This window comes from Anaerolineales bacterium, from assembly GCA_003105035.1.
Lineage (GTDB): Bacteria > Chloroflexota > Anaerolineae > Anaerolineales > UBA4823 > FEB-25.
The window spans coordinates 33,570-57,241 of record PQAL01000021.1; the positions used below are offsets into that span (position 1 = coordinate 33,570).

The window sequence follows — 23,672 nt, forward strand, 5'->3', positions numbered from 1 at the left end:
TTTTGATTATCTGGATGGGGATTTTATTGTGTTTTATAGCCCGATGGCTTTGTATAGCCTTTCCTTGTCAAGGTGGGCTTCTACCAAGGATTGGAATTGCTTAAGCTTGGCACTCTGGCCCAAGCGGGTTTTACCGAAAAATTTTTCGATCTGCTCGATGGTTTCCATGGTGTTGGTACGCACCAACAGCACCGAGATGCCAAACTCCTCAGCCTGCTTGATCACCAGTGGGCTTGGTCGCAGGTTGCCGGTTAAGATCAGGCAGGTGGTGGAGGTCTCCAAAGCAGCCAGCTGGATATCCGTCCGGTCGCCACCGGTGATCACTGCCTTGTTGGATGAGCGCCTGAAGCGGCTCAGGGCTGCTTCAGCCGTCATCGCCCCGACGGTCAGGTTTTCCACCAGGGCTTCAGTGCGCTGATACTTGGTGAGTACTTCAGCATCCAGCAATTTAATCAGCTCTCCTACCGTCAAGGCAGAGAGCCCGCGCACTTCCGGTAGCACTCCAAAGACGTTAACATCCTTCTTCTCCAGGAAGGGAACGGCGATTTTTCTGACGAAATCACTGGCATCTTCTGGCACACGGTTGATCAGAATCCCACAAAATGCCTCTCCCAGGCGCGCTTGGGTAGATAGCACGTCGTCTAGCATGCGCACTTCCTCACGGTACTTTGCGATGACCAGTGCTTTGCTACCAAGTTTTTTAACCACTCCTACCGTGGGCAGACCGACCACGTATCCTTCACGCAAGCTGCCCCCTCCCTCCAGGATAAGGATATCCTGGTCCTGGCTCGATCTCTGGTATGCCTGCGTGACTTTCTCCATCAGATCTTCCCGGTCGGGGTTGATCAGCCAATCCCGTAGAAACTCAGGTGTGATCACCACCGGCGAAAGCTCCCATGGCTCCAGAGAGAGGTTCAAAACATGTTTGACATACGCGGCATCTTCGTCTGCAATCTTGTTCTCAATCCGCCATGGCTGCAGGCTGAGTGGCTTGAGATAGCCGACCCGGTAGCCGTCCTGCTGCATCCGCATACCTAATGCCAGGCAGGTGGCGGTTTTCCCCGAAAATCTCTCTGCGCCAGTTATGTAGAGTGATTTCATCGTTTTTCCCTTTCCATACCACAAACCGACCTTATGACCACGATTTGGCTAAAGAATAAACCATGATAATTGCCTTATTTTAGAACCAGGCGCATATCCAGCGCTAAGGCCCCTTCGCCTTCATGGTAGACCATCAACGGGTTGATATCCATTTCGATGATTTCCGGAAAATCCTGAACTAGCTGTGAGACGCGCAGGAGGGCATCCACGATGGCGATTTTATCCATCGGCGGCTGTCCACGTACACCATCCAGCAGGGCATGGGCGCGTACTTGTTCCAGCATCTCCTCGGCTTCCTGGTGGGAGAGAGGGGCAACCCGGAAGGTGACATCCTTGAGCGTCTCAACATAGATGCCACCCAGGCCGAAGGTGATCAACGGCCCAAACTGGGGATCGCGATTCATCCCTACCAGGATTTCCAGACCTCCTGCGGGCGCCATCTCCTGGACCAGGCAGCCCCAGATGCGTGCTTCCGGGATATAGCGTTGAGCCCGGTAAACCATCAGCTCGAATGCGTCACGCACATCCGCAGCATTCTGCAAGCCGACCTTCACACCGCCGACATCGGTCTTGTGCAGGATATCGGGGGAGGCGATTTTTAAAACAACCGGGTAACCGATCTTGGCGGCGATGGCTGCAGCTGCCTCAGGAGTCTCAGCAATCTCGGATTGAGGGATACGCAGTCCGTATGCCTGCAGCACCTGCCGCGATTCAGCATCACCGATGGTCAGGCGGTTCTCAGCGCGTACCTTGTCAAATACTTTTTTCACTGCTTCCCGGTTGACCTTATACTGCTTATACTGGGGCGTAGGCCGGCTCTGTATTGAGCGGTAAAGCGCCATGGCGCGAAAGGCATTCGCAGCCCGTTCAGGGAATGGGTAATTCGGTACACCAAATTCGGTCAGGATGTCTATTCCCGACTTGATGCGGGCTTCACCCATGAAGCACCCAAGCACAGGAATGCTGAGAGTTTTTGCGATGGTGCCGATTGATCGGGCGGTCGCGTCAATCTCAGTCATTGCCTGGGGTGTCAGCAAGACCATGATCCCATCCACATTCGGGTCTTTAGCTACCTGTTCCAGGGCAAAGCGATAACGGTCTTGGCGAGCATCACCCAGGACATCCACCGGGTTGGCTGCACTGGCAGCATCCGGCAGGTATTGCTCGAGGGCATAAATCGTTTCCAGCTCAAACCTGGCTAATGCGAGGCCACTTTTTTCCAGAGCATCAGTAGCCAGTATGCCTGGCCCGCCGGCGTTGGTGATGATGGCAATACGGTCACCTTTTAATGGCGGCTGATAACCGAGGGCAAGGGCCATATCGAACAGGGATTCCATCGAATCTGCCCGCAGGATGCCGGCTTGCTGAAAAGCAGCCTGATACGCCTGTTCTGAGCCGGCCAAAGAGCCGGTGTGGGAGGATACAGCCCGCGAACCTGATTGAGTAACTCCAGACTTGATCGCCACCACCGGTTTTGCGCGGGTTACTTCCCGTGCAACCCGGATGAATTCCTGCCCGCTGGGCATACCCTCGCTGTAGATCAGGATGACCTTACTGTGATCATCCTTTACCCAGGTCTGCAACAGGTCGATCTCGGAAACATCGGCCTTGTTCCCCAGGCTAACGAACTTGGACAGGCCGAGTCGGCCTGCCAGGGCAATATCCAGTACCGCTGTACCCAGGGCACCCGACTGAGACATGAATGCCAGCGGCCCTGAAGGGGGTGTTCCAGCGGCAAAAGAAGCGTTCAATGGCGTATAGGAATCGATCACTCCCAGGCAGTTCGGGCCGATCAGGCGTAGATCAAACTCGTGGCAGATCTGTACCAGCTCGAGCTCCCGCTCCAGGCCTTCCTGGCCTGCTTCACGGAATCCGGCACTGATAACGATGGCAGAACGGATACCTTTCTGCCCGCATGTACGCAGCGCTTCTGGTACATGAGGATAAGGGATAACGATGACGGCTAAATCGATTGGGTCTGGCACTTCCATTACGGAAGGATACGCTTTGAATCCTAATATCTCAGCTGCGCTGGGATTGATGGGGTAAACCTTTCCTTTGCCAGAATAACCCCCATCTAATAAATTCTTAACGACAGCATATCCCAGCTTCTCGGGATTGGTGGATGCTCCGATCACTGCGACAGATTGTGGGGCAAAGAAGGCATCGATCCTGTTCATATATTACTTCGAAATATTGATAATGATAGTAGAGGTGTTGTTCATTGTGTTTAATGATAGGTTTATGGTAGCTCGGCGATCACCTTTTTCAAAGACCAATTGGGTAGCATTGGGGTAAAGGTGCGACTCATCTTTGATATATTGCCAGCCATTATTTGCCATGCCACTCTGATAAAAATCCAGCACATAAGAATATGCGCTTGAGCTGGTATAGAATATATATTGACTGGAACCGAAGTAATTAGCCATTTGCTGGTGCTCGAGCAGGGGGATGTCAGACGGTGGCTCACCGGACGGAACTTCCTGCTGGATGGCTGCCTGTGCAGTCTGAACAAGATTTGGATGGTCGGTAGCAGCGGATTCGAGGGCTCTCAAGAGTGGAGCAGACTGAGTACCAATCGCTTTTACGGTTGCCAGTACACCAGGATGCTGGGTCTCGAGTGCCTGGGCTGTCTCGATAATCGAGCTCCCAAAACTGATAACGCCACCTACCTCAGTTTTCAGAGCACTAGCCGTCTGTTTGGCTGAAGAAGCTTTTTGAATGATGCCAGGAAGAGAACAAGCGATGGAGACCGTCATCACCAGCAAGATGAGCAAGCACAAGGGTGTTTTCTGGTTTATGGTAACCTCCACCGTTTCCCTCATCAGGATAGTGCCCCCAGGATGCCATCCGCCATGGCCTTAAGACCTGCCGTATCCTCCAAATCCAGCCATTGCAGCATCAGGCGCTGCACGCCTGCTTCCTGCAGTTTACGGCACTGCTCAACGATCTCACCTGGAGTGCCAACCACCAGGCCTCGCTCACGCAAGTCGCTCACAGTCCGCTGACCATGCGTACGTATGTTGACCTTACGTTCCACTTCGCTGAAATCGCTGCCGAAAACACAGCCAACGGTCAGCGATCGGCGGACGTCCGTTACCGAGCGACCTTGAGCCAGTAAAAGCTTGTCAAGAAGGAAATTCAGGCGTTTGAATTCTACTGCCGTGGTAAATGGGGCGTTCCATTCATTGGCAAATTTGGCAGTCAATGGTAATGTGCGCTTTTCGCCGCTCCCACCCACCAGGATAGGTGGGCCTCCAAGCCGTTTTGGCCTGGGCAAGAGAATCGCCTCTTGTAGATGATAATAGTTCCCAGAAAAATCCACTGGCTGGTCACTCTTCAGTAATCTAGAAATGACTTCCAGGCCTTCTTCGAAACGATTAAAACGTCGTGGTTTATCCAGCAAATCCCACCCGAAATTGGCATGCTCGCGTGCCTGCCAGCCAGCTCCGACCCCAAAGGACAGACGGCCTCCAGAGAGGTCGTCCACCGCAGTGGCCATACGTGCAAGGAAAGCAGGGTGGCGAAAAGACAGTGGAGAAACCAGAGGGCCGAACTCAATCCGTTGGGTGTGAGACGCCAACCAGGTCAGTGAAGTCCAGCATTCCAAGCTATCCAGATCGGGTGGGCTGGCGTTGGTGAAGTGGTCGGAGCGGTAAAGACCTGCGTAACCACAGGCTTCAACGGTCGCTGCAATGCGTTGCCAGCGCTCCCAGTTGAGGCCATTTTGTCCTTCAATCATGATGGCGATCTCAATCATTCCCGGATCCCTTACTACGCATAAATCACCAAGAGATCTGCGCCTCTATTCCTGTAGTTGCTTGTTTTCGTTGGTGGAATGTTCCGGCATCAGCAGTGTGATCCCCTGCAGGAACAAGCCAATCTGCAGAATCATCAGCAGGAGGATGATGATCGTCAGGATGGTTGCCAATCCGGTGATCCAGCTGGTTAAATTCGCCCTGGCGTTAGCTACGGTAATTTTTAATGAAGCCACTTGAGACCGGTAATTCTTGATCGTTGCTCGCGCGTCTGAAAGGTTATTATTTATATTGCTGATCTTGCTATCAAGCTCGTTCACCTGGTCTGTCAACCCCTGGACGTTGGATATGGTGGTATCCAGGTTGGTTTGAAAATTCATGAGGGATTGCTGGACCGGATCAAGGCTGGAGGATACGTTGCCAATGGCTGTGTTTAAGGGGGTACCCGGGTTATACTGCAAGCCCAGTAGGGGCACGCTCGCAATGCTGCTGAGCACGTTATCAATCACCTTGGCACTGGATTGTGCAGAGTTCAGTGCAGTCTGAGTATTGGTGATGGTATTGATTAAATCCTGCCCAACGAACTGCCCCGCCGAATCCATAAAATCTGTTGTGCTCTGCATGGTCTGCGCCAATGCTTTGCTGGAATCATTGAGCAATAAGGTGCTGGTATATACATTCGATACCACTTGCTCAATGATATATAACCCTTCATCCGTGGTTTGAAGCAATGTCGATGTGTGGTCAAGACCCACCTGCAGGCCATTGATGACTGGCTGACGATAATTCCACACCTGGAATAGCATAAAAATGCTCAGGAGGAAGCCCAATGCTGTGATACAAATTAATACCACTCCAATAACCTTTTTTACTGTTGGACTCATTCGCTTTCCTCCAGATGATCCATTTTCGATTGCTTTGTGAGATTCATTTTACCACTAAGCTGAGGCGGAGCGTTTCAAGATAAGGATACTCTCTGATAAACCTTCCCAACCGGCATGCAAAGGGGATTTGTTGTTATAATCTCAGGATGCATATTTTGGTTACCAATGATGATGGGGTAACTGCCCCAGGATTGCTCACCCTGGTGCAGGAAATGCGCAAGCTTGCTACCGTGAGCGTGCTTGCACCAGACCGTAATTGGTCTGCCTCAGGGCATGTAAAAACCATGCACCGCCCTTTGAGGGTGAAAGAGACCCAATTAGCCGATGGCTCACCAGCCTGGGCGTCAGATGGGGCACCTTCCGACTGTGTGGCACTTGGATTATTAGGCTTTATTGCTGAAAAGATTGACCTGGTTGTATCAGGGATCAATCCGAACGCGAATATCGGGCATGACGTGACCTATTCGGGCACGGTCACGGCAGCCATGGAGGCTGCCATTGGGGGTGTGCCCGGTATTGCTTATTCACTTCACGTTCCTGTAGAAGCCCAGGCTGCCGTCGATTATGGTCCGGCCGCCAGGGTTGCCAACCGGATCGTAGCCACTCTGGAAAGGGAAGGTTTTACACCTGATCTCCTTTTGAATGTAAATATCCCCTATCTACCAGATGACAAGATCAAGGGTATCCTGGTGACCAGGCAAGGCTTGCGCGTGTACCGTGACCGGCTTGACCGGCGGGTAGATCCACGCGGCAAGCCCTACTACTGGATCGGTGGAGATTCTCCCACGGCTATACCGGATGAAGGTACGGATTATGGTGCCCTGGAACGTGGTTATGTCTCGGTTACCCCTCTCCACCTTGACTTGACCGATTTCCATTCTATGGATGCTTTGATGAATATCCGCTGGTAGGGAAAACTCACCCCTTTTGCCCTTGACATGTGGAAGAATCGCTGTAAAATCGGGCGGAGTGAAATATTGCAAATTACTCTGCTTCGTTGATAAATATCGCCCAGGAGCGCTCGCTCCATTGGGCGATTTTTTTATAAAAATGGAGAGCCCTAGCGGCTCTATTTTTTTGCCCATGGGGAGACCGGCATGCTAACCTTACCCGGCCTGATTGACCCGCACGTGCACTTCCGGGAACCGGGGGGCACACACAAGGAAGATTGGGCTTCAGGCACGGCTGCAGCTTTGGCGGGGGGTTTTACCACCGTCCTGGTTATGCCCAATACCCGCCCACCAGTGACCAACCAGGAGACACTGGCACTGGCGTTAGAAGCAGCACAGTCCAAGGCACGCTGCGATTATGCGCAATTCTTAGGCGCTGGGCCCGACAACCTGGATGATGCAGCTGCACTGGGTAGCAGCACAGCTGGCTTGAAGATGTACCTGGACCAGACCTATGGTCCACTACGCCTGGATGACATGGTCTTGTGGATGGAGCATTTCAAGCGTTGGCCACGCGCTTTGCCTATCGTTGCCCATGCAGAAGCCCGCACCATGGCTGCAGTCATCCTGCTGGCAGCAATCTTTGACCGTTCAGTGCACATCGCCCATGTTTCCTTGCGGGAAGAGATCTTGCTCATCCGCCAGGCGAAGGAAAAGGGCATCAAGGTCACTTGCGAAGTGGCTCCGCACCACCTTTTCCTCACCAACCAGGATATCCCTAAAATTGGTGAAGGGTTGAGTGAAGTGCGGCCTCGCCTGGCTTCACCGGTAGACCAGCAAGCTTTATGGGAGAACCTGCCAGTGGTCGATTGTTTTGCCACTGACCATGCGCCTCATACCCTGGATGAGAAGTCTGGGCAAAACCCACCACCGGGCTTCCCAGGCCTGGAGACTGCCTTACCGCTAATATTAACCGCGGTGAGCGAAGGAAGGCTGAGCCTGGGTGACACCATCCAGCGCATGGTGGTCCGTCCAAGGCAGATTTTTCATATTCCTGAGCAGCCCGAAACGAGAGTAGAAGTAGATCCAGACGCAGAGTGGGAAATTGCCGCCTCTAATACATTTACCCGCTGCGGCTGGACTCCATTTGAAGGGCGAACAGTTCGCGGGCGCATCAGGGAAGTTGTGCTGCGTGGCAAGGTGGCCTTCCGGGATGGTGAAGGCCTTGCGCCTCCTGGCTCAGGGAGAAACATCAGAGAAATCGCAATATCAGAATAATTAACGAAAAGGAGATATCATGATGACCAATAACACCCAATCTGTGCACCAGCAAAACGCCCACCTGCCCTTTGGTGACCAGCGAACTGCACCCTGGTATGGTAAGGATATCATATCTGTGAAGCAATTCTCACGCTCCGACCTGGAATATATCTTCGAAGTAGCTCACGAAATGCACATGATGGTGGATCATGTAGGGACATTCGACCTTTTGAAGGGTAAAATCTTGGCCAGCTTATTCTACGAGCCGTCCACGCGAACTTCTTCATCCTTCACATCTGCTATGGAACGCCTGGGAGGGAGTGTTATCCCCATCAATGAGGTACGCTATTCTTCGGTTGCCAAGGGTGAGTCGTTACCTGATACCGTCCGAACCCTGGAGTGTTATGCGGATGTGATCGTGCTGCGCCATCCTGAAACCGGTTCTGCTGCACTGGCGGCCCAATATGCCAGCAAACCCATCATCAATGCTGGTGATGGTATTGGTGAACACCCAACCCAGGCGTTGCTGGATACCTTCACTATTCGTGAAGAGATGGGTGTTATCGATGGTCTGACTGTCACCATGCTGGGTGACCTCAAATACGGTCGCACGGTCCATTCACTTGCACGCCTGTTATCCTTATACAATGTACGCTTGAATTACATCGCTCCAGAGATCCTGCGTATGCCTGCTGAGATCGTGCAAGAACTCCCCCGCACGATGGCCCAGAAGGAATATAGTAACCTGGAGGAAGTATTGAAGGAAACCGATGTCTTATACGTGACGCGCGTCCAGAAAGAGCGCTTTGCCAGTGAAGAAGAATATGAAAGTGTACGCGGCTCTTATGTGATTACACCTGAGCTGATGAAAGCCGCCAAGCAGAATATGATCGTCATGCACCCGCTCCCACGTGTGGGAGAGATCAGCATGGAGTTCGATAGTGATCCACGGGCCGCATACTTCCGCCAGATGGAATACGGGTTGTATGTCAGGATGGCTCTACTGGCTATGGTTTTGGGAAAGGCTTAAGCATGGGCTTTTTTAGCAAGCTGGAGCAAAGGTGTAAGCGAGCAAATTCCCTCCTGTGTGTTGGCCTTGACCCCCACCCAACCGACTTAGCGACCCCTACGGTAGATGGTCTTCGGGATTTTTGTTTGAGATTGATTGAGGCAACCACCCATGTCGCCGCAGCTTACAAACCCAACAGCGCATTTTTTGAAGCTTTTGGCCCAGAGGGGATGGCAGTCTTGCAGGAGATTATTGCCAGCATCCCACCTGAAATCCCGGTCATCCTGGACTTCAAGCGTGGCGACATTGCATCGACTGCCCAGGCGTATGCAAAAGCAGCATTTCAGGTGTATAAAGCCCAGGCAGTCACCATCAACCCATACCTTGGCTACGATGCCATTGAGCCTTTCCTGCTTGATTCGGAAAAGGGTGTCTTCTTATTATGTAAAACCTCCAATCCCGGAGCCAGCGATTTACAAGATTTATGGGTGGTCGAGGACCCAGAAGATGATGTTGATGCTGGGTGTATAGCACTATATGAAAGAGTAGCCCTTCTAGCTCACACATGGAATTCTAAAAACAACCTCGGATTGGTCGTCGGAGCCACACAGCCTGAAGCCCTTGAACGGGTCAGGCATCTTGCGCCAGACTTGTGGATCCTGGCGCCCGGAATTGGTGTGCAAGGTGGCAACCTGGAGCAAACCTTGCGCGCCGGATTAAAACCGGATGGATTGGGTTTGCTTCTACCTATCTCGCGGGCTATCTCACAGTCTGACAACCCAACAAAGACCGCTGAAGGTATTCAACGTCAGATCAATGCAGTTCAAGAAGAGATCCTCTCGAAACCATGGGTATCGAAAGCTGAGAGGATCCATCCAGACCCATCTGGAGATATCGCAGAAATTGCCGATGGATTACTCGAAGCTGGCTGCCTTAAGTTTGGTCAATTCACTTTGAAATCAGGTCTGGTGTCACCCATCTATATCGATCTACGCCAGCTGGTTTCGTATCCGAAGTTGCTGGAGAAGGTGGCAAAGGCATACATCAAAATACTAAAAAAACTGTCTTTCGATCGCCTGGTTGGGCTGCCATATGCCGCGCTGCCGATCGCCACTGCAATCAGCTTGCAGGCCGGCTGGCCAATGATTTACCCGCGCAAGGAAGCAAAAGCTTACGGCACAAAGGCTGAAATCGAAGGGGAGTACAAAGCGGGTGAGACGGTTGTGGTGATTGATGACCTAGCTACGACCGGCGGGTCAAAATTCGAATCAATCGAAAAACTATCTTCAGCAGGCTTGATGGTGAAGGATATCGTAGTATTGGTCGACCGCCAATCCCGTGCATCCCAAGCCCTGGACGAAGAAGGCTACCAGCTGCATTCGGTAGTCACTCTAACCAATCTACTGGATCATTACGAGCGGGCCAAAAAAGTAGATGCAATTAAGATCGCAGAAGTACGCCAGTTTTTAAAATCGAGCCAGTGAAAATCTATCCATACTTCCGGGCATTGCTCTTCTGTCTGAATCCAGAGGCAGCCCATAAACTGACTCTTTATGCCATTCGCATAGCAGGTGGATTTAAGCCTACCGCGGCGGTGCTTCGTGCGATTTACCAGCTGCCAGCAAGACCGGTTCAGGCATTCGGGCTGAGTTTCTCAAACCCGATCGGACTGGCTGCCGGCTATGACAAAGATGGGTTGGGTTGGCGAGGGTTGGCTTGCCTGGGGTTTGGCCACATTGAGATCGGCACAGTTACCCCACAGCCTCAGGTGGGAAATCCCAGGCCCAGGTTATTTCGGTTGCCAGAAGATAAGGCTTTGATCAATCGTCTGGGCTTCCCAGGACTCGGGGCTGAATTCGTCATGAATCAGGTGAGGCAACCCCGCCCAAAAAACTTGATCTTGGGGTTAAATATTGGTAAAAACAAGGATACACCCCTCGAGAGCGCTATTCAAGATTACCTTTTTCTGCTTAATTCATTTTTTACTATAGTGGATTACATAACAATCAACGTGAGCTCTCCCAATACGGTTGGATTACGCCAACTCCAGGAACGGCAAGCACTCGATCAATTACTTACGGAGATAATTGTATGCAGGAAGGGCCTGATAGAAAAATCTGGGCAAACACTACCCATCCTGGTCAAACTAGCGCCAGATTTAACCGATGACCAGCTGGATGATGCCCTGGATGTGATTTTGGCCAATCATATCGATGGAGTGATTGCTACCAACACAACTTTATCGCGCCAAGGGGTGTCAAGTCCGTTGAGGTCAGAGCAGGGAGGTTTGAGTGGTAAACCACTGTTCGAGAAAAGTCTGGCGATGGTTGAGAAGATTACTCGGCGAACTTCCGGGAAGCTGCCGGTGATCGGCGTGGGCGGAATCTCTGACGCAATCGGCGTCCACAAGATGATGGACGCCGGAGCAGTGCTTGTTCAAATTTATACGGGCCTGATCTATGAAGGGCCTGGATTGGTGAAGCGTATTCTACGTGATTTGTAGCTCAAGAATCTAAGTGCAACACTCCCGCAATTATTAAAAAACGCCTTTTCAAAATTACGGCATTAAGAAGTTGAACCGCCAGGCACCCGTATTTTCCTGGGTAGGCTGGGTAGAGACGCCAACAACCTGGAACCAGGTCGATCCCGGTTTGAAGGGGAACGCTGTTCCATCGGGAAGGGTCAGGTAAAGAACAGAGTTGATGTTGGGGCGATTCCACACCAGCTGGTACATCTGCCCATCCCTAAAAGCGTATGCGGTACCGGTTCCACTTAACAATATATCGATGATCTCATTCGGTGGCTGCTGGTAATACTCATGTCTCACCAGCACGATGACAACATTCGATGCACTTATCTGCTGTTTATTGAGCCGGTCGGTGAGTGGGGTGTACTCCTCGCCCTGACCGGTATCGTAAGTATTATCCTGGAAACGCATGTATTTGCTCGATGCCGGGTCATAATCCCAGCGGGTGTAGTTATCGCCTGAGTAGCGTACATAAACTTGATTGCCAGCCACACCATTCGATTGGATTGCTGGATTGAAGGTCATGCCATCCAGGTTTTGACGGGAATTACTCACTCCATGAGCTGTGGTATAGGCTGTCATCATGGCGGTATCACCTAGCAGAAGATCATAAGTTGCAGGCTCAAAACGACACATGGGGTCAGTAGTTGTAGGTGGACATGGAATAGGATTCCCCTCCAGGATCAAGCGGTTGGAGAAATCCGAATTGAAGAAACGCTGGTTGATCAATGCATCGGCACTACCATATGCTAATATGCTCTGGTACATATGCACCAGCTCATAATCTAGCATGCGGCCAGAGCGGATAGGGCCGACCAGATTGGCGTTGTTACCGTAGAAAATGGCATGGAATCGTGAATAACCACCGTTGTGATAGTAATCATAAACAATGTCAGCGAGCGATAATCCCCATGGAGGCCGGTTGGACGAACGTGGGACAATATTGACTTTGATAGCCACTGGTCGCCGCTCGAGCAAGGTTGGGTCGCTTACGACCAGGCCAGTCAATGGGTCGACATTGGCAGGAAAATTCGCTGGACCATAGACCACCGGAGTTGGAGTCAATGAAGGGGTAGGTGTTTCAGTGACCGTCGGAGTTAAAGTAGGGGTGCTGGTGTCGGTTGGAACCGGGCTGGGGGTCACGGTGTCGACGATGGGAGAGGGAGTCAGGGTCGGTGCAGGCTGGCCTAGAATCTGACCACAACCTGTAAGCAAGATGATGATTACAAAGCCAATGAAGATAGGTTTTACCATAGAGCCTCCGAGGATAAATCAAACGGCAATCATACCGCATTCGTCTATATTTGCCAATTCTATACACATCAACATCATAATAAAGAGACGACAACACCAGTGTTAAAAAAACAACCAAATTGCGTACAGTTACGTATACTGATAGAATAAGCTATTGACGCTCAAAGTGGATATTGAGGAGTTCATTCGATGGATATATTTTCAGCTTTTGGTCTTTCAGCAAGTGCGGGGTTAAATGCATATATCCCTCTCCTGGTTGTAGCATTATTATCAAAATTTACCGACTTAATCACATTAAGTTCACCATGGGACACCCTTGAAAGCTGGTGGGTGATTGGAGTTCTGGTGCTCTTATCGGCTGTCGAATTCTTCGCCGATAAAGTTCCGGCGGTCAATCATGCCAACGATATCATCCAAACTTTAGTACGGCCGGTCGCCGGTGCGATATTATTCGCCTCAAGTGCCCATATTATTACTAAAATTCACCCGGTACTGGCGATGGTCATGGGCTTGCTGGTGGCAGGCACTGTCCACGCAGTGAAGTCATTGGCAGTTAGACCTGCAGTCACTGCAACCACTGGAGGGGCTGGTAATGTTCCTGTCAGCGTCGCTGAAGATATCACTTCTACCATCTTATCGGTCATCGCCATCGTATTACCGGTGCTGATCGCCGTGTTGTTGGTGATGCTCGGAGCCCTTTTTGTTTGGTTGATCTGGCGTCGGATCAATCGCGAACGCCGAGGTGATCAATACCCACAAGTTCGATGACGAAATATCCCTTGTTTTTACAACTGGCTCACCGCATCCCGGTGTCGTAGCTGATTTTTACTCCGGTATACTGGTCTGCGGTAACATTTACGATCTGGTCAGATGCTTGAGGCAGGGGTGACCCGGAAATGGGGTGTAAGGTATATTCGCCAGCTGGCAGGGGAAGCTTGAAATATCCTTCCATGCTTGATTGAACCCTGGTCGCTTCCTGGTTGTCAGCGTCAAGGATCGAAATTGTTGCCTGGTAAGGCTGGTCCTGGCAGTGGGTGTCTCCGACTAGTACTGGGCCGGGGCAAACAGGACCAATCGTCACCCATCCCTCAATACCACTGGAAGGTGGTGGCGTGGGTTCGGTTACTGAGATTTGAGTGCAAGCACTCAATGGCAGCAATAACATCACGAGGGCGAGGAGTATCCGTTTTGGCATAGGAGAGTCTTTGCGTGATCATATCTATGACGATTTACCCTGCCCTTCAGTTCCAGCTTCTCAACAAGGAGGAAAGATGATTTGTTGGTTTATTTTTTCGAGAATACTTTTAAGCTGTTTTGGGGTGTGATGCTTAGGTTGATTTGAGTGCCTGGTACTGGAAGCACCTCGGAAAAGGGGAATTCAAAGGTGAGTGGGAATTGGTTCACAATAATGGTTGCTCTCTGGCGGCTACCGCGGAAGGATGTCGCTTCTAATTCACCCCTGATCGTATACGGTCCAGCGTTATCCAACCGGGCGGTATCTGGACGGACCAAAAGGGTCACATCCCCCGATAAAGCTGTGTCGAACGGGATATTTCCCAACTGCGAAATGATTTCGGTCCGTCCTGCTTGCCTGACTACCCTGGCTGGGACCAGGTTGGTCATCTCGAGGAAGCGCGCCACGAACAGGGTGGCTGGATCGGTGTAGATGGCCTCGGGAGTGCCAATCTGCTCGACCTGCCCTGCGTTTATCAAAATGACACGGTCGGCGATGATAAAGGCTTCCTCCTGGTCATGAGTGACGTAGATAGCCGTCTGGTGCATGCGATGCAAGATATCTTTAAGCTCGACGACCAGTCGCTCACGCAGGTTCCGGTCGAGTGAGCCGAGGGGTTCATCTAGCATCAGCAGATGGGGGTGAGGTGCCAGGGCACGGGCTAAAGCCACCCGCTGTTGCTCGCCACCCGAAAGCGTGTTTACATCACGTTTCGAAAAATCGGGCAATCCCACAAGGGTCAGCATCTCCTTCACCCGTTCGTCCATTGTGGATTCATCGAGGTGCGCCATTTTCAATCCGAACGCGACATTCGTATAGACATTCATGTGCGGGAAAAGGGCGAAATCCTGGAACATTAAGCCAAAGCCACGTTGATGGGGTTGGATGTTATCCAACGCTTTTCCATCCCATAATATCTGTCCCTGGTCAGGAATCTCAAGGCCGGCAATCACATTGAGCAAGGTGGATTTTCCGCACCCACTCGGACCCAGCAATGCCACAATCTCACCGGCATCCACGCCAAACATAATCCCTGCTAATGCCCGGGTAGTGCCGAATGATTTGCTTACTTCTCGTATCTCCAGAATCGCCATAAGCTCAATCCTCATCCCTGAACTACATTAAAACTCGCCGATATCCCCTATACGTAACCGGTCGATAAGAAGCATGCCAGCTCCAGCAACGAGCATCAGGATGGTGCTCAGCGCTAAGGCCTGGCCATAATTCATCTCCCCTGGTCGTGAAAACAAGCGGTAGATTGCTATCGGCACAGTGGGGTACTCCGGGCGGGCAATCAAGGCTGTGGCACCGAACTCACCTAGGGATATGGTAAAAGCAAAAGCAGCTGCAACGATAAGTGAACGGGTTATCAATGGCAGGTCAATAAACCTGAGCACAGAGCTCGGCGAGGCACCCAGCATGGCTGCCGCCTGGCGTATGCGTGGCCGGATGCTGCGCAGGGCAGGGGTAAGGTTACGCACAACGAATGGAAAAGCCACCAGGGTATGAGCCAGTGGCACCAATAACAATGAAGAGCGCAGGTCAAGAGGTGGTTTGTCCAGCGCAACGATAAAACCGAGGCCCAGTGTGACTGCGCTTGTGCCAAGAGGAAGCATCAGCAAAGCGTCGAACCCCCGGCTCACGGGTGATGTCTCTGCTCGTGACAGGGCCAATGCTGCCGGGAAACCCAGCAGCAGTGCTAAAACGGTGGTTGCTGTGGCGTAACCCAGGGAGACGACGATGGCGGTCGTAGGGGGTGCATAGAATATCGATTGGCTGGTATTGCTGAATAGTGCCCGGTAAAAATCGAGGGTGAAGCCCGGTGACACGACGAACTGCTCACCCCGGTTTGGTTCTAAGTGGGTGACCGATCGAACCATCAAGGCTGCCAATGGTAAGATCAGCAAGACGAGCAAAGTAATAATGATAATGCCAGCCATCACCTTACTACGTAGAGTGGATAATCTACGTTGGGTTACGCGGCGAGATTTTAGGGAAAGTGGTATGGAAAGTCGGCGGAGTAATCTTGTATAGATGATGGTTAATCCAAGAGTGCATATTAACTGGATGATGCATAACACCGCTGCCAGAGGCAGGTTGAACAGGCTGATGGTCTGGTAATAGATCTCTACTTCCAATGTGGCAAAGCGGGGCCCACCCAGGATGAGGATTACACCAAAAGAGGTGAAATCGAAGATGAAAACCAGCAGGGCTGCAGCTACAATCGCAGGAGCAAGCAAGGGGAAGGTTACTTTCCGAAGCGCTTGCCAGCGGCTAGCGCCTAACATGCGCGCCGCCTGTGAGAGGCGTGGGTCAAGATGTGACCAAAAATCACCCACCATCCTCAGCACAATGGTCGTGTTATAGAATACATGTGCCACCAGAATTGCTATCAAAGTGTTAGTGAAGTGGATTGGAGAGGTGCTCAAGTGAAATGCTCGGGTCAACCCGATATTTATCCAGCCATTTGGTCCCAAGAGAGCGTTGAACGCAGCTGCCACTACCAGGGTGGGCATCAAAAAGGGAATCCCGGTCAGTGCCTGGAGGAGTGCTTTGCCTTTGAACTCGTAATGAGCGAGTAAATAGGCTCCGGGCAAACCCAGCGCAAGCGTCAACAAGGTAGATAGAATAGCCTGCCAAAAGGTGAAGATCACCACTCGCCACGTGGCAGCTGAGTTGATCGCCTCGATGAAGGGTGCAAAGATGCTCCCCGCAGATCGCTCAAGGCTCAGCTTCAGGATGCTCCCCATGGGGTAGAAGTAAAACACCAGCAAGAAGCATAGTGGTGCTACCCACAGCAGGATAACAGTGAGAGTGCAAAAGCGCTGAGAGCTCACTTCAATACGGTCTCAGTCCAGGCGTTTATCCAGGCCTCCCGGTTAGCAGCGATATCCTCCGGGCTGACGTAAGCTGGATGGGCAGGTGTTACCAGGAATTTCTGGAATGTGTCGTTCAGCTTGGTGTTCTGATTGACCGGGAAGACATACATCTGCTCGGGCATATCTTCCTGGAAAGTCTTAGAAAGCATGAAATCAACCCATTTTTGGGCCAGGTCCAGGTTCTTGGTGCCACGCAAGATGCCAACAAACTCGATCTGCCGAAAGCACGAGCCATCACCGGTTACCACCCCTGTCTCAGGCGCTGTAACGGGGGTCTTCGATCCGATCACCTCGAATGCCGGGCTGGAGTTATAAGAAACAACAATCGGGCGATCGCCACCCCAGCGGCTAAAATTGGTGTAATACGCAGTTTCCCAGTCGTTCACTACGAGGACGTTATTCGCCACCAGTCCCCGCCAGTAATCCAGGTACTTGTCGGTACCAAAATGACCGATAGTGGCTAAAAGAAATGCCAATCCGGGTGAGGAAGTGGCGGCGTTCTCCACCACCAGCAAGTTCTTATACTCGGGCTTGAGCAGATCCTCAAGGTTTTGCGGAGGCAGCAAGTTGTGGACAGCGAAATACACCTTATCATAGTTCAGGCATACGTCGCCCCAGTCCACTGGTAAGGCACTGTCCGTCGGGTCCAGCTTGTACTGCCCAGGGATCTCCGACAGGACAGGCGAGCTGTAGGGCTGGAAGATATTTTCAGTTATTGCTCGGCTCAGAAAGGTATTGTCCACACCATAAAATACATCGGCGAATGGATTATCCTTGGCCAGGATAGCTTTATTCAGGGCGGTACCAGCGTCACCTGAAGCAATGAATTGGATTTTTGCATTGTTTGCGGTTTCGAACTCAGAGATCACAGATTGCGAAGCAGCAAAGGAATCATGCGTCATTACCACCAGTGTTTGCGGTTCTGCTTGTGTGGTAGCAGACGTTGATGAAGGTGAACTGCATGCAGATAGGGCCAGGGAGGCTACAAACAAAACGGTAAGTATTTTAACCTTCATTTTCTTGCCCCTTTCATTTCCAAATGCGATTAATCGTTCTCGCCCATTGATAAACAACAACAAAGTGTTCCTTGCCGGAGATAGATCCAGGCAGGATTTTCGATAATAACGTTACTGACACCGCGTGGGGAACCGATTTTAAGGGTTTCGTCCACCAGGGGATATTCCAGGCCATGTGTGGTGATTCCTTGGGCATCACCGGCGAGCGGAATCAGTGATAATGTACTTCCGACTCGATCAGCGAAAGTCGATCGGCTTTCACCATGTATGACGTGCAACGCTTGATTTCCATCCAGCAAGCTGATGGATAGGCCTGAGAATTTCGGATGAGCAGCCAACATAACATTGGCGATGGTCATATCCCAACGGGCACCCATCCCCCCAATTATGTTCACCTGGCTGATTCCTCGCTCGATAGCCAGCCACAAGGCGAGCTCCAGATCGGTTTCATCCTTGTGAGCCGGAAATTGTTTGATCTCCGTGCCTGCTGAGTGATAATAGGAAACATCATCTGGTTTGAGCGAATCGAGATCACCGATGATGACCTGGGGTAAGATTCCCAGAGCACGGCAATGGTGTGTACCCCCATCAGCCGCAATGACCAGATCGGAAGGACGGAGCTCATTGATGATTGGAGGCGCTTGCTCCATCTTCCCATTGGCGAATATGAATACTCGGTGCATAAAAGAAAAACTCCTTACCCCGTTACCGGTGGAAGGAGTTGGTTGTTCTTGCGATTCCTCCGCCGGCATTATCCGGATCAGGTTCGCGGGTCGAGATCTTGTGGATCTCCTCTCAGCCCAGGTATACCGGGCTCCCCGTGCATGTTTACGAATGTCAGGTCAGTATATCCCTATTTACAAAAATGTCAAGTTTCGACCAGCAAACCGCATTATTATTTGACGCGGCATCGTCTTAAATGTATAATCTTTGCACCTCTTCATAATGAGGGGTGGCAGGAGGCCCCACCATGGCATTAAAGGGCAATCTACGCGATTTTTCGATCACCCAATTGCTCAACTTGGTCAACGTTGCGCGCAAAACCGGCACGCTGATTGTAGAACGCTCCCAGGAACAGGTTTTTGTATCCTTCAGGGAAGGAAAACTGTCCTTTGCTCGTAATGGTGCAGATGCTGCCAGCTTAACCATGGTTCTCTATCATGCAAACAAGCTGAATGCTGCCCAGGTACGTGCCATCAACGAGCGTGTGGGGGCGATGACCGATAAGGAACTGGGCCTCTTATTAATCAACTCCAATGTGATCACCCAACAGGAAATACTAGCAAGCTTACAGGCTTACTACCTGAGCATGGTCAACCGCTTGTTCACCTGGAGTGAGGGTTTATTCCGTTTTGAAAATGAGTTGCTTCCACCCAGCGATAAGATTACCGTGCGCATCAATCTGGAGAACCTGATCATCGATGGTACCCGAAAGATGCGCGAGTGGGAACAGCTACAGGGCGAGATTCCCAGCCTGGAGATGGCTTTAAAATTCAGCGAACGCCCGGGTGTGAATTTACGCACCCTGAACCTCAGCGCTGATGAATGGAAAGTTATTTCGTTTATCAATCCCAAAAACACGATCCACCAGATTGCCAGGGCAACCAACAAAAACGACATGGAGATCCGCAAGATCGTGTATAGCTTCATCCAGGCCGGCCTGGTTGAAATGGTCAGGCCAGAAGGCAGGCCAGTGCAACCACCTGTCCAAACCGTTGAGGCTGCACCACCTGTCCAGCCACGCATCGGATTACCACAGACAAATAAGCCAGAATTTAAGTCGTTGATCAACCGCATTATTAACCGGATCCGTTCAATCTAATCGAGAGATAGCATCGCATAAAGGGATGTCGTTATGCAAACTGTAAAAATGGTGGTCACTGGTCCATTCAATGCGGGAAAAACCGAGTTCATCCGTTCGGTCAGTGAGATTGAAGTAGTTTCGACTGAACGAAAAATTTCCCTCGAATCAGAACGGGTTAAAGATCAAACGACGGTAGCCATGGATTTTGGCCGCATCTCCATTGATGAAAACCTGGTCCTATACCTGTTTGGTACTCCAGGTCAGCGCCGATTTGATTTTATGTGGGAAATCCTCTCCGAGGGCATGCTGGGATTTATCGTTATGGTGGACAGCTCTCGACCGGAGACTTTCCGAGAAGCGCGAAATATCCTGGAGACATTTCGGGCTTATGCACCCACTCCTTATGTTGTTGCAGCCAATAAGCAGGATGACAAGGAAGCCTGGGATATCGCTGATATTCGCATTGCCTTACGTTTGAGCCCACAGGTGAAGTTGTTACCTTGTGTGGCGAAAGACAAAGAAGCGGTAAAAAAGGTGCTCTTAGAGCTGCTTTACAGCATCCTCGAAGAGATGGAGATCGCTTCACCTGAATAGTACTCCCCGAAGCTGGTGACATTGACCAAGATCTTGATCGTTGATGATGACCGGGAGTTCCGGGAGTTAATCATTTTTGCTTTGCGCTTCACCGGCTTGTTTGCGTTCGGTGCGGCTAGTGGGGATGAATGCTTATCTCTGGCCAGGCTACACATGCCAGATCTAATTTTGCTTGATTATGACTTGCATAATATAAACTCGAATCCCGTCGATGAGCTGTTGAAAGTTGATGAAAAGACAGCTTCAATTCCTGTAATAATGCTATTCGAAAAAAGCCTACAATCAGAAATTCAAGCGACCAACTTTGAGAGGGTGTCAGGCTTCATTAATAAGTCGGAATCACCCGACAACATCACCAGGCAAGTGATACGCTACCTGCTTAAGGCTAAAAAGCCAAATCCTTGACACTGCTTGGCCTTACGCTTATAATCACGACGCTTTCCTCGATAGCTCAATTCGGCAGAGCGGGCGGCTGTTAACCGCTAGGTTCTAGGTTCGAGTCCTAGTCGAGGAGCTTTTTTTCTTTAATTTCGTTTTAACTGAGAGCGAGTGGTACCCATGGGGGTACTAACTTGTTAACCGCTGGGTTCTAGGTTCCCGTTTCCGGGACAGGTCGAGTCCTGCACCCGGGAAACCACCGGGTGTTTCGCAAAAAGCGCTCAGCACCACAAAAAACCTGTGGTGTTTCGCAAAGAACGCTCAAGTCGAGGAGCTTATTATTTAAATAGAGCTTGCGGTACCCATGGGGGTACTGGCTTGTTAACCGCTAGGTTCTAGGTTCCCGTTTGCGGGACCGGTCGAGTCCTGCACCCGGGAAACCACCGGGTGTTTCGCAAAAAGCGCTCAGCACCACAAAAAACCTGTGGTGTTTCGCAAAGAACGCTCAAGTCGAGGAGCTTATTATTTAATAGAGCTTACGGTACCCATGGTGATAAAAACTGTTAACCACTAGCCTCCAGGTTCCCATTTTGGCAACAGGGCGACCCTTGGTTGAAGAGATTAGTCATTTTCTAATGCGGGCATGAAAGCTCAAGACACACTCTAGGGGTAGTGGCCGAGACAAATTTTTAGTCACAATTCTCTGATTGCTCTGTTATTAAGGAAACTGGAGATATCTCCAACTCCCCGTTGTTTTATCCATGATATTAATAAAAAAAATGGGCTCATTGCTGTGCCCATTTTGAAAAATTGTTTTTATCATTCCGATGATTTTTCCGTAGTTGGCTTCGCTGGCTCGTCCTTTTTTCCTGACTCGCTTTCCTTCGGTGAACGATTGAAGGAACCAGACGCTGAGCGGTGATCGGTGGAGTAAAAGCCTGAGCCTTTGAATACAATTCCCACGGGTGTGTAAACTTTACGGAGTGCCTTCTTGTTGCATTCAGGGCAGCGGGTGAGGACCGGATCGTTATAGCTTTGAAAACGATCGAACTGGACACCACAATTTTCACAACGATAGCTATATACTGGCATTTTTCCTCGAACCTTCCCTACCCTTTACTAATTCGAGCGCATTATAGCGCGTCCTTGCCTGAGTGACAAGACATCATCAGGGTAGTTCTAACATTACTCTAACAAATTGAGGATAAATGTATCTGTTACGAATTACTTCTTCGGAGTTGGGCTGGGGGTCGGAGTACGGTTCGGTGCAGGTGTACCCGTAGTTGTTTCGGTCTTAGTTGCTTGGTTGGTACCCTCGGGCGTTTCGCTCGGTGTGGCAGGGTTTATTAACCTGACATGTTCTTGGGCATACTGCAGCCAGTAAGTAGGCACCTGGTCGGGAGGTAGGGCGAGCAGTTGCTCCCAATCTTTCTTAGCCTTGGTCAAGTTGCCGGCCTGTTCGTAAACCCGAGCCCGGTTGTAATACACTTCAGCTAGCTGGCGATCGGTAGCAGCCAGCAGCTCGGCACCATCAAACTGTTGAGCCGCTTGAGACAACCGGTCGTCAGCCCATAAAGCCCTGGCTAAGGCAAGGCTGTATGGATAATTGGCTGGATCGACATTGACTGCTGCAACGAACTCATTAACAGCTGCGCGTGCATCTCCCTGGTTCAGGTGGATCAGCCCACAGTAATACCAGGATTGGGCATTGCTTTCATCTGCGGTGATGCCTTCCTGGCAGGCATTCAATGCCTGGGTGAAGTTTCCCAGCTGATACTCAGCCTGTGCCTTTATTGCCCAACCTTCGGCATCATCAGGGGCATATCCGTTGTATTGGTCAATAAATTGAATGGCCTGCTTCGAGTTGTTTTTAGCGAGGTAGATCTTGGCAAGTGTTATGTATGCAGTTAAGGATGTTTTATCTAGCTGGTAGCCCACCTGGGCAGCCTCCAACGCAGCATTCGAGTCGTTCAATTCTAGGTAGGCCTGGGCTAATAAAATATACATCATAGGTTGGCTCGGGACCAGTTTATCCACCGCCAGCAAGTCGTCCAATGCACCGGTCGGATTGTTATGCTCAATCTTCACCCGGGCTCGGTTTAGGTAGGCGTCGACATAGTTGGGATCATACTCGATGGCGTAGTTCAGCTCACCTTCGATGTCCGCTGTCGGATTGATTTTTTCATATGCCAAAGCCCGCCCGAGGAATGCAGGGGCAAATCGTGGATTGACTTCTAGGGCTTGCTCATAAGCAATCACGGCTTCCTGGTATTCACCCATCATGCGGTAGGCTTCTGCAATATAGTAAAGGATGTCGGGCGAGCCTGGCTCAAGCGCAGCTGCTTGTTTCATGAAGTCCAACACTGCGGCCCAATTTTCCTTCTCATAAGCACTGATCCCCGCGCGATACGCCTCCAGTGCCGGGTGGGGTGTGTTGATATATAACGGCATGGGTGTGTATGTCTCTGATAGGAACTTCCAGAGCGGTGTGGCACCTACAAAAGCCGGGGTAGGTGTGCGTACCGCCAGGGTGCGTGTAGCTGTAGGGGTGAGGGTTGGCTCAGGGGTCTTGGTTGGGAATGGAGAGACCTTGATGATCACTACCTCTTCGGGTTTATGCGGCGTGCCAAATACTGTGCCAAGAACCAGCCCAACCACGATGAGACCCGCAATGATGAGGGTAGCAAACCGGAAAACACGGTTGTCCCAGATACGCCTGAACAGGGATTTGGGTGGCTCGGCGACTACTTCCAGCTCTTTTTCCCAGTTGCGTTTAGTGGGTGGCGCAGGTGTGACATCCTTACCTGCCTCCCGGGCTCCCAGGATGATTAGCCCGCGTTTTGCAGCCTCGTTATCGGGATCAACTCGCAGGGCAGATTCAAGACAGTAGATGCGCTCCTGGTTGGATTCAACCAACGTGCTCATCCAGAGCCAGTATTCTGACTTGGAGGAATCCGTCCGCAACAGGCGGGTGAACAAGTCACGAGCTCGGGCAGTCTGTCCCTGGTCGATCGCCTCCAGGGCGGCTTTATACATCTTTTCTTCAGCCATTGGTCTCTTCGCTAAAGTTTAGCACAGCATTTC

22 protein-coding genes, 1 tRNA gene and 1 riboswitch are annotated in these 23,672 nt (G+C 51.1%); of the genes, 10 read left to right on the forward strand and 13 right to left on the reverse strand.

Translation table 11 applies throughout. The features are described from left to right. Positions 1-33: 33 nt before the first annotated feature. The 5 genes from C3F13_09770 to C3F13_09790 all read right to left on the reverse strand — a co-directional run bounded on the left by C3F13_09770 (position 34) and on the right by C3F13_09790 (position 5,743). Positions 34-1,101 carry a hypothetical protein gene (locus C3F13_09770; GenBank protein ID PWB53251.1) on the reverse strand — a complete coding sequence of 356 codons (1,068 nt, stop codon included), beginning with the start codon at positions 1,099-1,101 and terminating at the stop codon, positions 34-36. A gap of 74 nt (positions 1,102-1,175) precedes the next feature. Then, a complete protein-coding gene (locus C3F13_09775; GenBank protein PWB53252.1) occupies positions 1,176-3,281 on the reverse strand; it encodes an acyl-CoA synthetase in 2,106 nt (701 codons plus the stop codon). 3 nt (positions 3,282-3,284) lie between these two features. Continuing rightward, positions 3,285-3,926: a hypothetical protein gene (locus C3F13_09780; GenBank protein PWB53253.1), complete on the reverse strand. Its 642-nt coding sequence runs from the start codon at positions 3,924-3,926 to the stop codon at positions 3,285-3,287. Next, complete coding sequence (locus tag C3F13_09785) at positions 3,926-4,861, reverse strand: LLM class F420-dependent oxidoreductase (GenBank protein ID PWB53254.1); 936 nt, start codon at positions 4,859-4,861, stop codon at positions 3,926-3,928. The genes C3F13_09780 and C3F13_09785 overlap by 1 nt, the downstream gene beginning before the upstream one ends. 45 nt (positions 4,862-4,906) lie before the next feature. Continuing rightward, entirely contained in the window at positions 4,907-5,743 is an 837-nt protein-coding gene (locus tag C3F13_09790) for a hypothetical protein (protein PWB53255.1), read from the reverse strand. A gap of 146 nt (positions 5,744-5,889) precedes the next feature. On the opposite strand from C3F13_09790, the gene C3F13_09795 reads away from it, so the two are divergent. From C3F13_09795 to C3F13_09815, 5 genes are all read left to right on the forward strand, one after another. After that, positions 5,890-6,654 carry a 5'/3'-nucleotidase SurE gene (locus C3F13_09795; protein ID PWB53256.1) on the forward strand — a complete coding sequence of 255 codons (765 nt, stop codon included), beginning with the start codon at positions 5,890-5,892 and terminating at the stop codon, positions 6,652-6,654. A 186-nt stretch (positions 6,655-6,840) separates the two neighbouring features. Then, positions 6,841-7,911, forward strand: coding sequence for a hypothetical protein (locus tag C3F13_09800; GenBank protein PWB53257.1), 1,071 nt, complete (start codon positions 6,841-6,843; stop codon positions 7,909-7,911). 22 nt (positions 7,912-7,933) lie between these two features. Then, positions 7,934-8,923 (forward strand): aspartate carbamoyltransferase, encoded by a 990-nt coding sequence (locus C3F13_09805; protein ID PWB53275.1) that lies wholly within the window; start codon positions 7,934-7,936, stop codon positions 8,921-8,923. Positions 8,924-8,925: 2 nt separating this feature from the next. Continuing rightward, entirely contained in the window at positions 8,926-10,386 is a 1,461-nt protein-coding gene (locus C3F13_09810; protein ID PWB53258.1) for an orotate phosphoribosyltransferase, read from the forward strand. 2 nt (positions 10,387-10,388) lie between these two features. Continuing rightward, positions 10,389-11,405: a dihydroorotate dehydrogenase (quinone) gene (locus C3F13_09815; GenBank protein PWB53276.1), complete on the forward strand. Its 1,017-nt coding sequence runs from the start codon at positions 10,389-10,391 to the stop codon at positions 11,403-11,405. Positions 11,406-11,459: 54 nt separating this feature from the next. Here C3F13_09815 and C3F13_09820 read toward each other — a convergent pair whose 3' ends face one another. Then, on the reverse strand, positions 11,460-12,683 hold the full coding sequence (locus tag C3F13_09820) for a hypothetical protein (GenBank protein PWB53259.1): 1,224 nt from the start codon (positions 12,681-12,683) through the stop codon (positions 11,460-11,462). A gap of 189 nt (positions 12,684-12,872) precedes the next feature. Between C3F13_09820 and C3F13_09825 the strand changes: the two genes are divergently transcribed. Beyond that, a complete protein-coding gene (locus C3F13_09825) occupies positions 12,873-13,451 on the forward strand; it encodes a DUF4126 domain-containing protein (GenBank protein PWB53260.1) in 579 nt (192 codons plus the stop codon). 28 nt (positions 13,452-13,479) lie between these two features. Here the strand turns inward: C3F13_09825 and C3F13_09830 are convergent, their stop codons facing one another. The 5 genes from C3F13_09830 to C3F13_09850 form a co-directional block, all read right to left on the reverse strand. Further along, complete coding sequence (locus C3F13_09830) at positions 13,480-13,848, reverse strand: hypothetical protein (GenBank protein PWB53261.1); 369 nt, start codon at positions 13,846-13,848, stop codon at positions 13,480-13,482. Positions 13,849-13,967: 119 nt separating this feature from the next. Beyond that, the gene (locus C3F13_09835; protein PWB53262.1) at positions 13,968-15,026 is read right to left on the reverse strand and encodes a spermidine/putrescine ABC transporter ATP-binding protein; all 1,059 of its coding nucleotides are present in this window, start codon (positions 15,024-15,026) and stop codon (positions 13,968-13,970) included. 12 nt (positions 15,027-15,038) lie between these two features. Further along, a complete protein-coding gene (locus C3F13_09840; protein ID PWB53277.1) occupies positions 15,039-16,667 on the reverse strand; it encodes an iron ABC transporter permease in 1,629 nt (542 codons plus the stop codon). A gap of 83 nt (positions 16,668-16,750) precedes the next feature. Next, on the reverse strand, positions 16,751-17,812 hold the full coding sequence (locus tag C3F13_09845; GenBank protein ID PWB53263.1) for a thiamine ABC transporter substrate-binding protein: 1,062 nt from the start codon (positions 17,810-17,812) through the stop codon (positions 16,751-16,753). A 29-nt stretch (positions 17,813-17,841) separates the two neighbouring features. Then, the gene (locus C3F13_09850; protein ID PWB53264.1) at positions 17,842-18,495 is read right to left on the reverse strand and encodes a thiamine diphosphokinase; all 654 of its coding nucleotides are present in this window, start codon (positions 18,493-18,495) and stop codon (positions 17,842-17,844) included. Positions 18,496-18,531: 36 nt separating this feature from the next. After that, positions 18,532-18,643, reverse strand: a riboswitch (TPP riboswitch). Positions 18,644-18,782: 139 nt separating this feature from the next. On the opposite strand from C3F13_09850, the gene C3F13_09855 reads away from it, so the two are divergent. The 4 genes from C3F13_09855 (at position 18,783) to C3F13_09870 (ending at position 20,724) form a co-directional block, all read left to right on the forward strand. Then, positions 18,783-19,634 carry a hypothetical protein gene (locus C3F13_09855; protein ID PWB53265.1) on the forward strand — a complete coding sequence of 284 codons (852 nt, stop codon included), beginning with the start codon at positions 18,783-18,785 and terminating at the stop codon, positions 19,632-19,634. A 33-nt stretch (positions 19,635-19,667) separates the two neighbouring features. Then, positions 19,668-20,210 (forward strand): GTP-binding protein, encoded by a 543-nt coding sequence (locus tag C3F13_09860; protein PWB53266.1) that lies wholly within the window; start codon positions 19,668-19,670, stop codon positions 20,208-20,210. A 12-nt stretch (positions 20,211-20,222) separates the two neighbouring features. Beyond that, positions 20,223-20,615, forward strand: coding sequence for a hypothetical protein (locus C3F13_09865; protein PWB53267.1), 393 nt, complete (start codon positions 20,223-20,225; stop codon positions 20,613-20,615). A gap of 35 nt (positions 20,616-20,650) precedes the next feature. Beyond that, a tRNA-Asn gene (locus tag C3F13_09870) sits at positions 20,651-20,724 on the forward strand. 683 nt (positions 20,725-21,407) lie between these two features. Here the strand turns inward: C3F13_09870 and C3F13_09875 are convergent. Both C3F13_09875 and C3F13_09880 read right to left on the reverse strand, forming a co-directional pair. Further along, positions 21,408-21,680 (reverse strand): FmdB family transcriptional regulator, encoded by a 273-nt coding sequence (locus tag C3F13_09875; GenBank protein PWB53268.1) that lies wholly within the window; start codon positions 21,678-21,680, stop codon positions 21,408-21,410. A 132-nt stretch (positions 21,681-21,812) separates the two neighbouring features. Continuing rightward, on the reverse strand, positions 21,813-23,639 hold the full coding sequence (locus tag C3F13_09880; protein PWB53269.1) for a hypothetical protein: 1,827 nt from the start codon (positions 23,637-23,639) through the stop codon (positions 21,813-21,815). Positions 23,640-23,672: the final 33 nt, after the last annotated feature.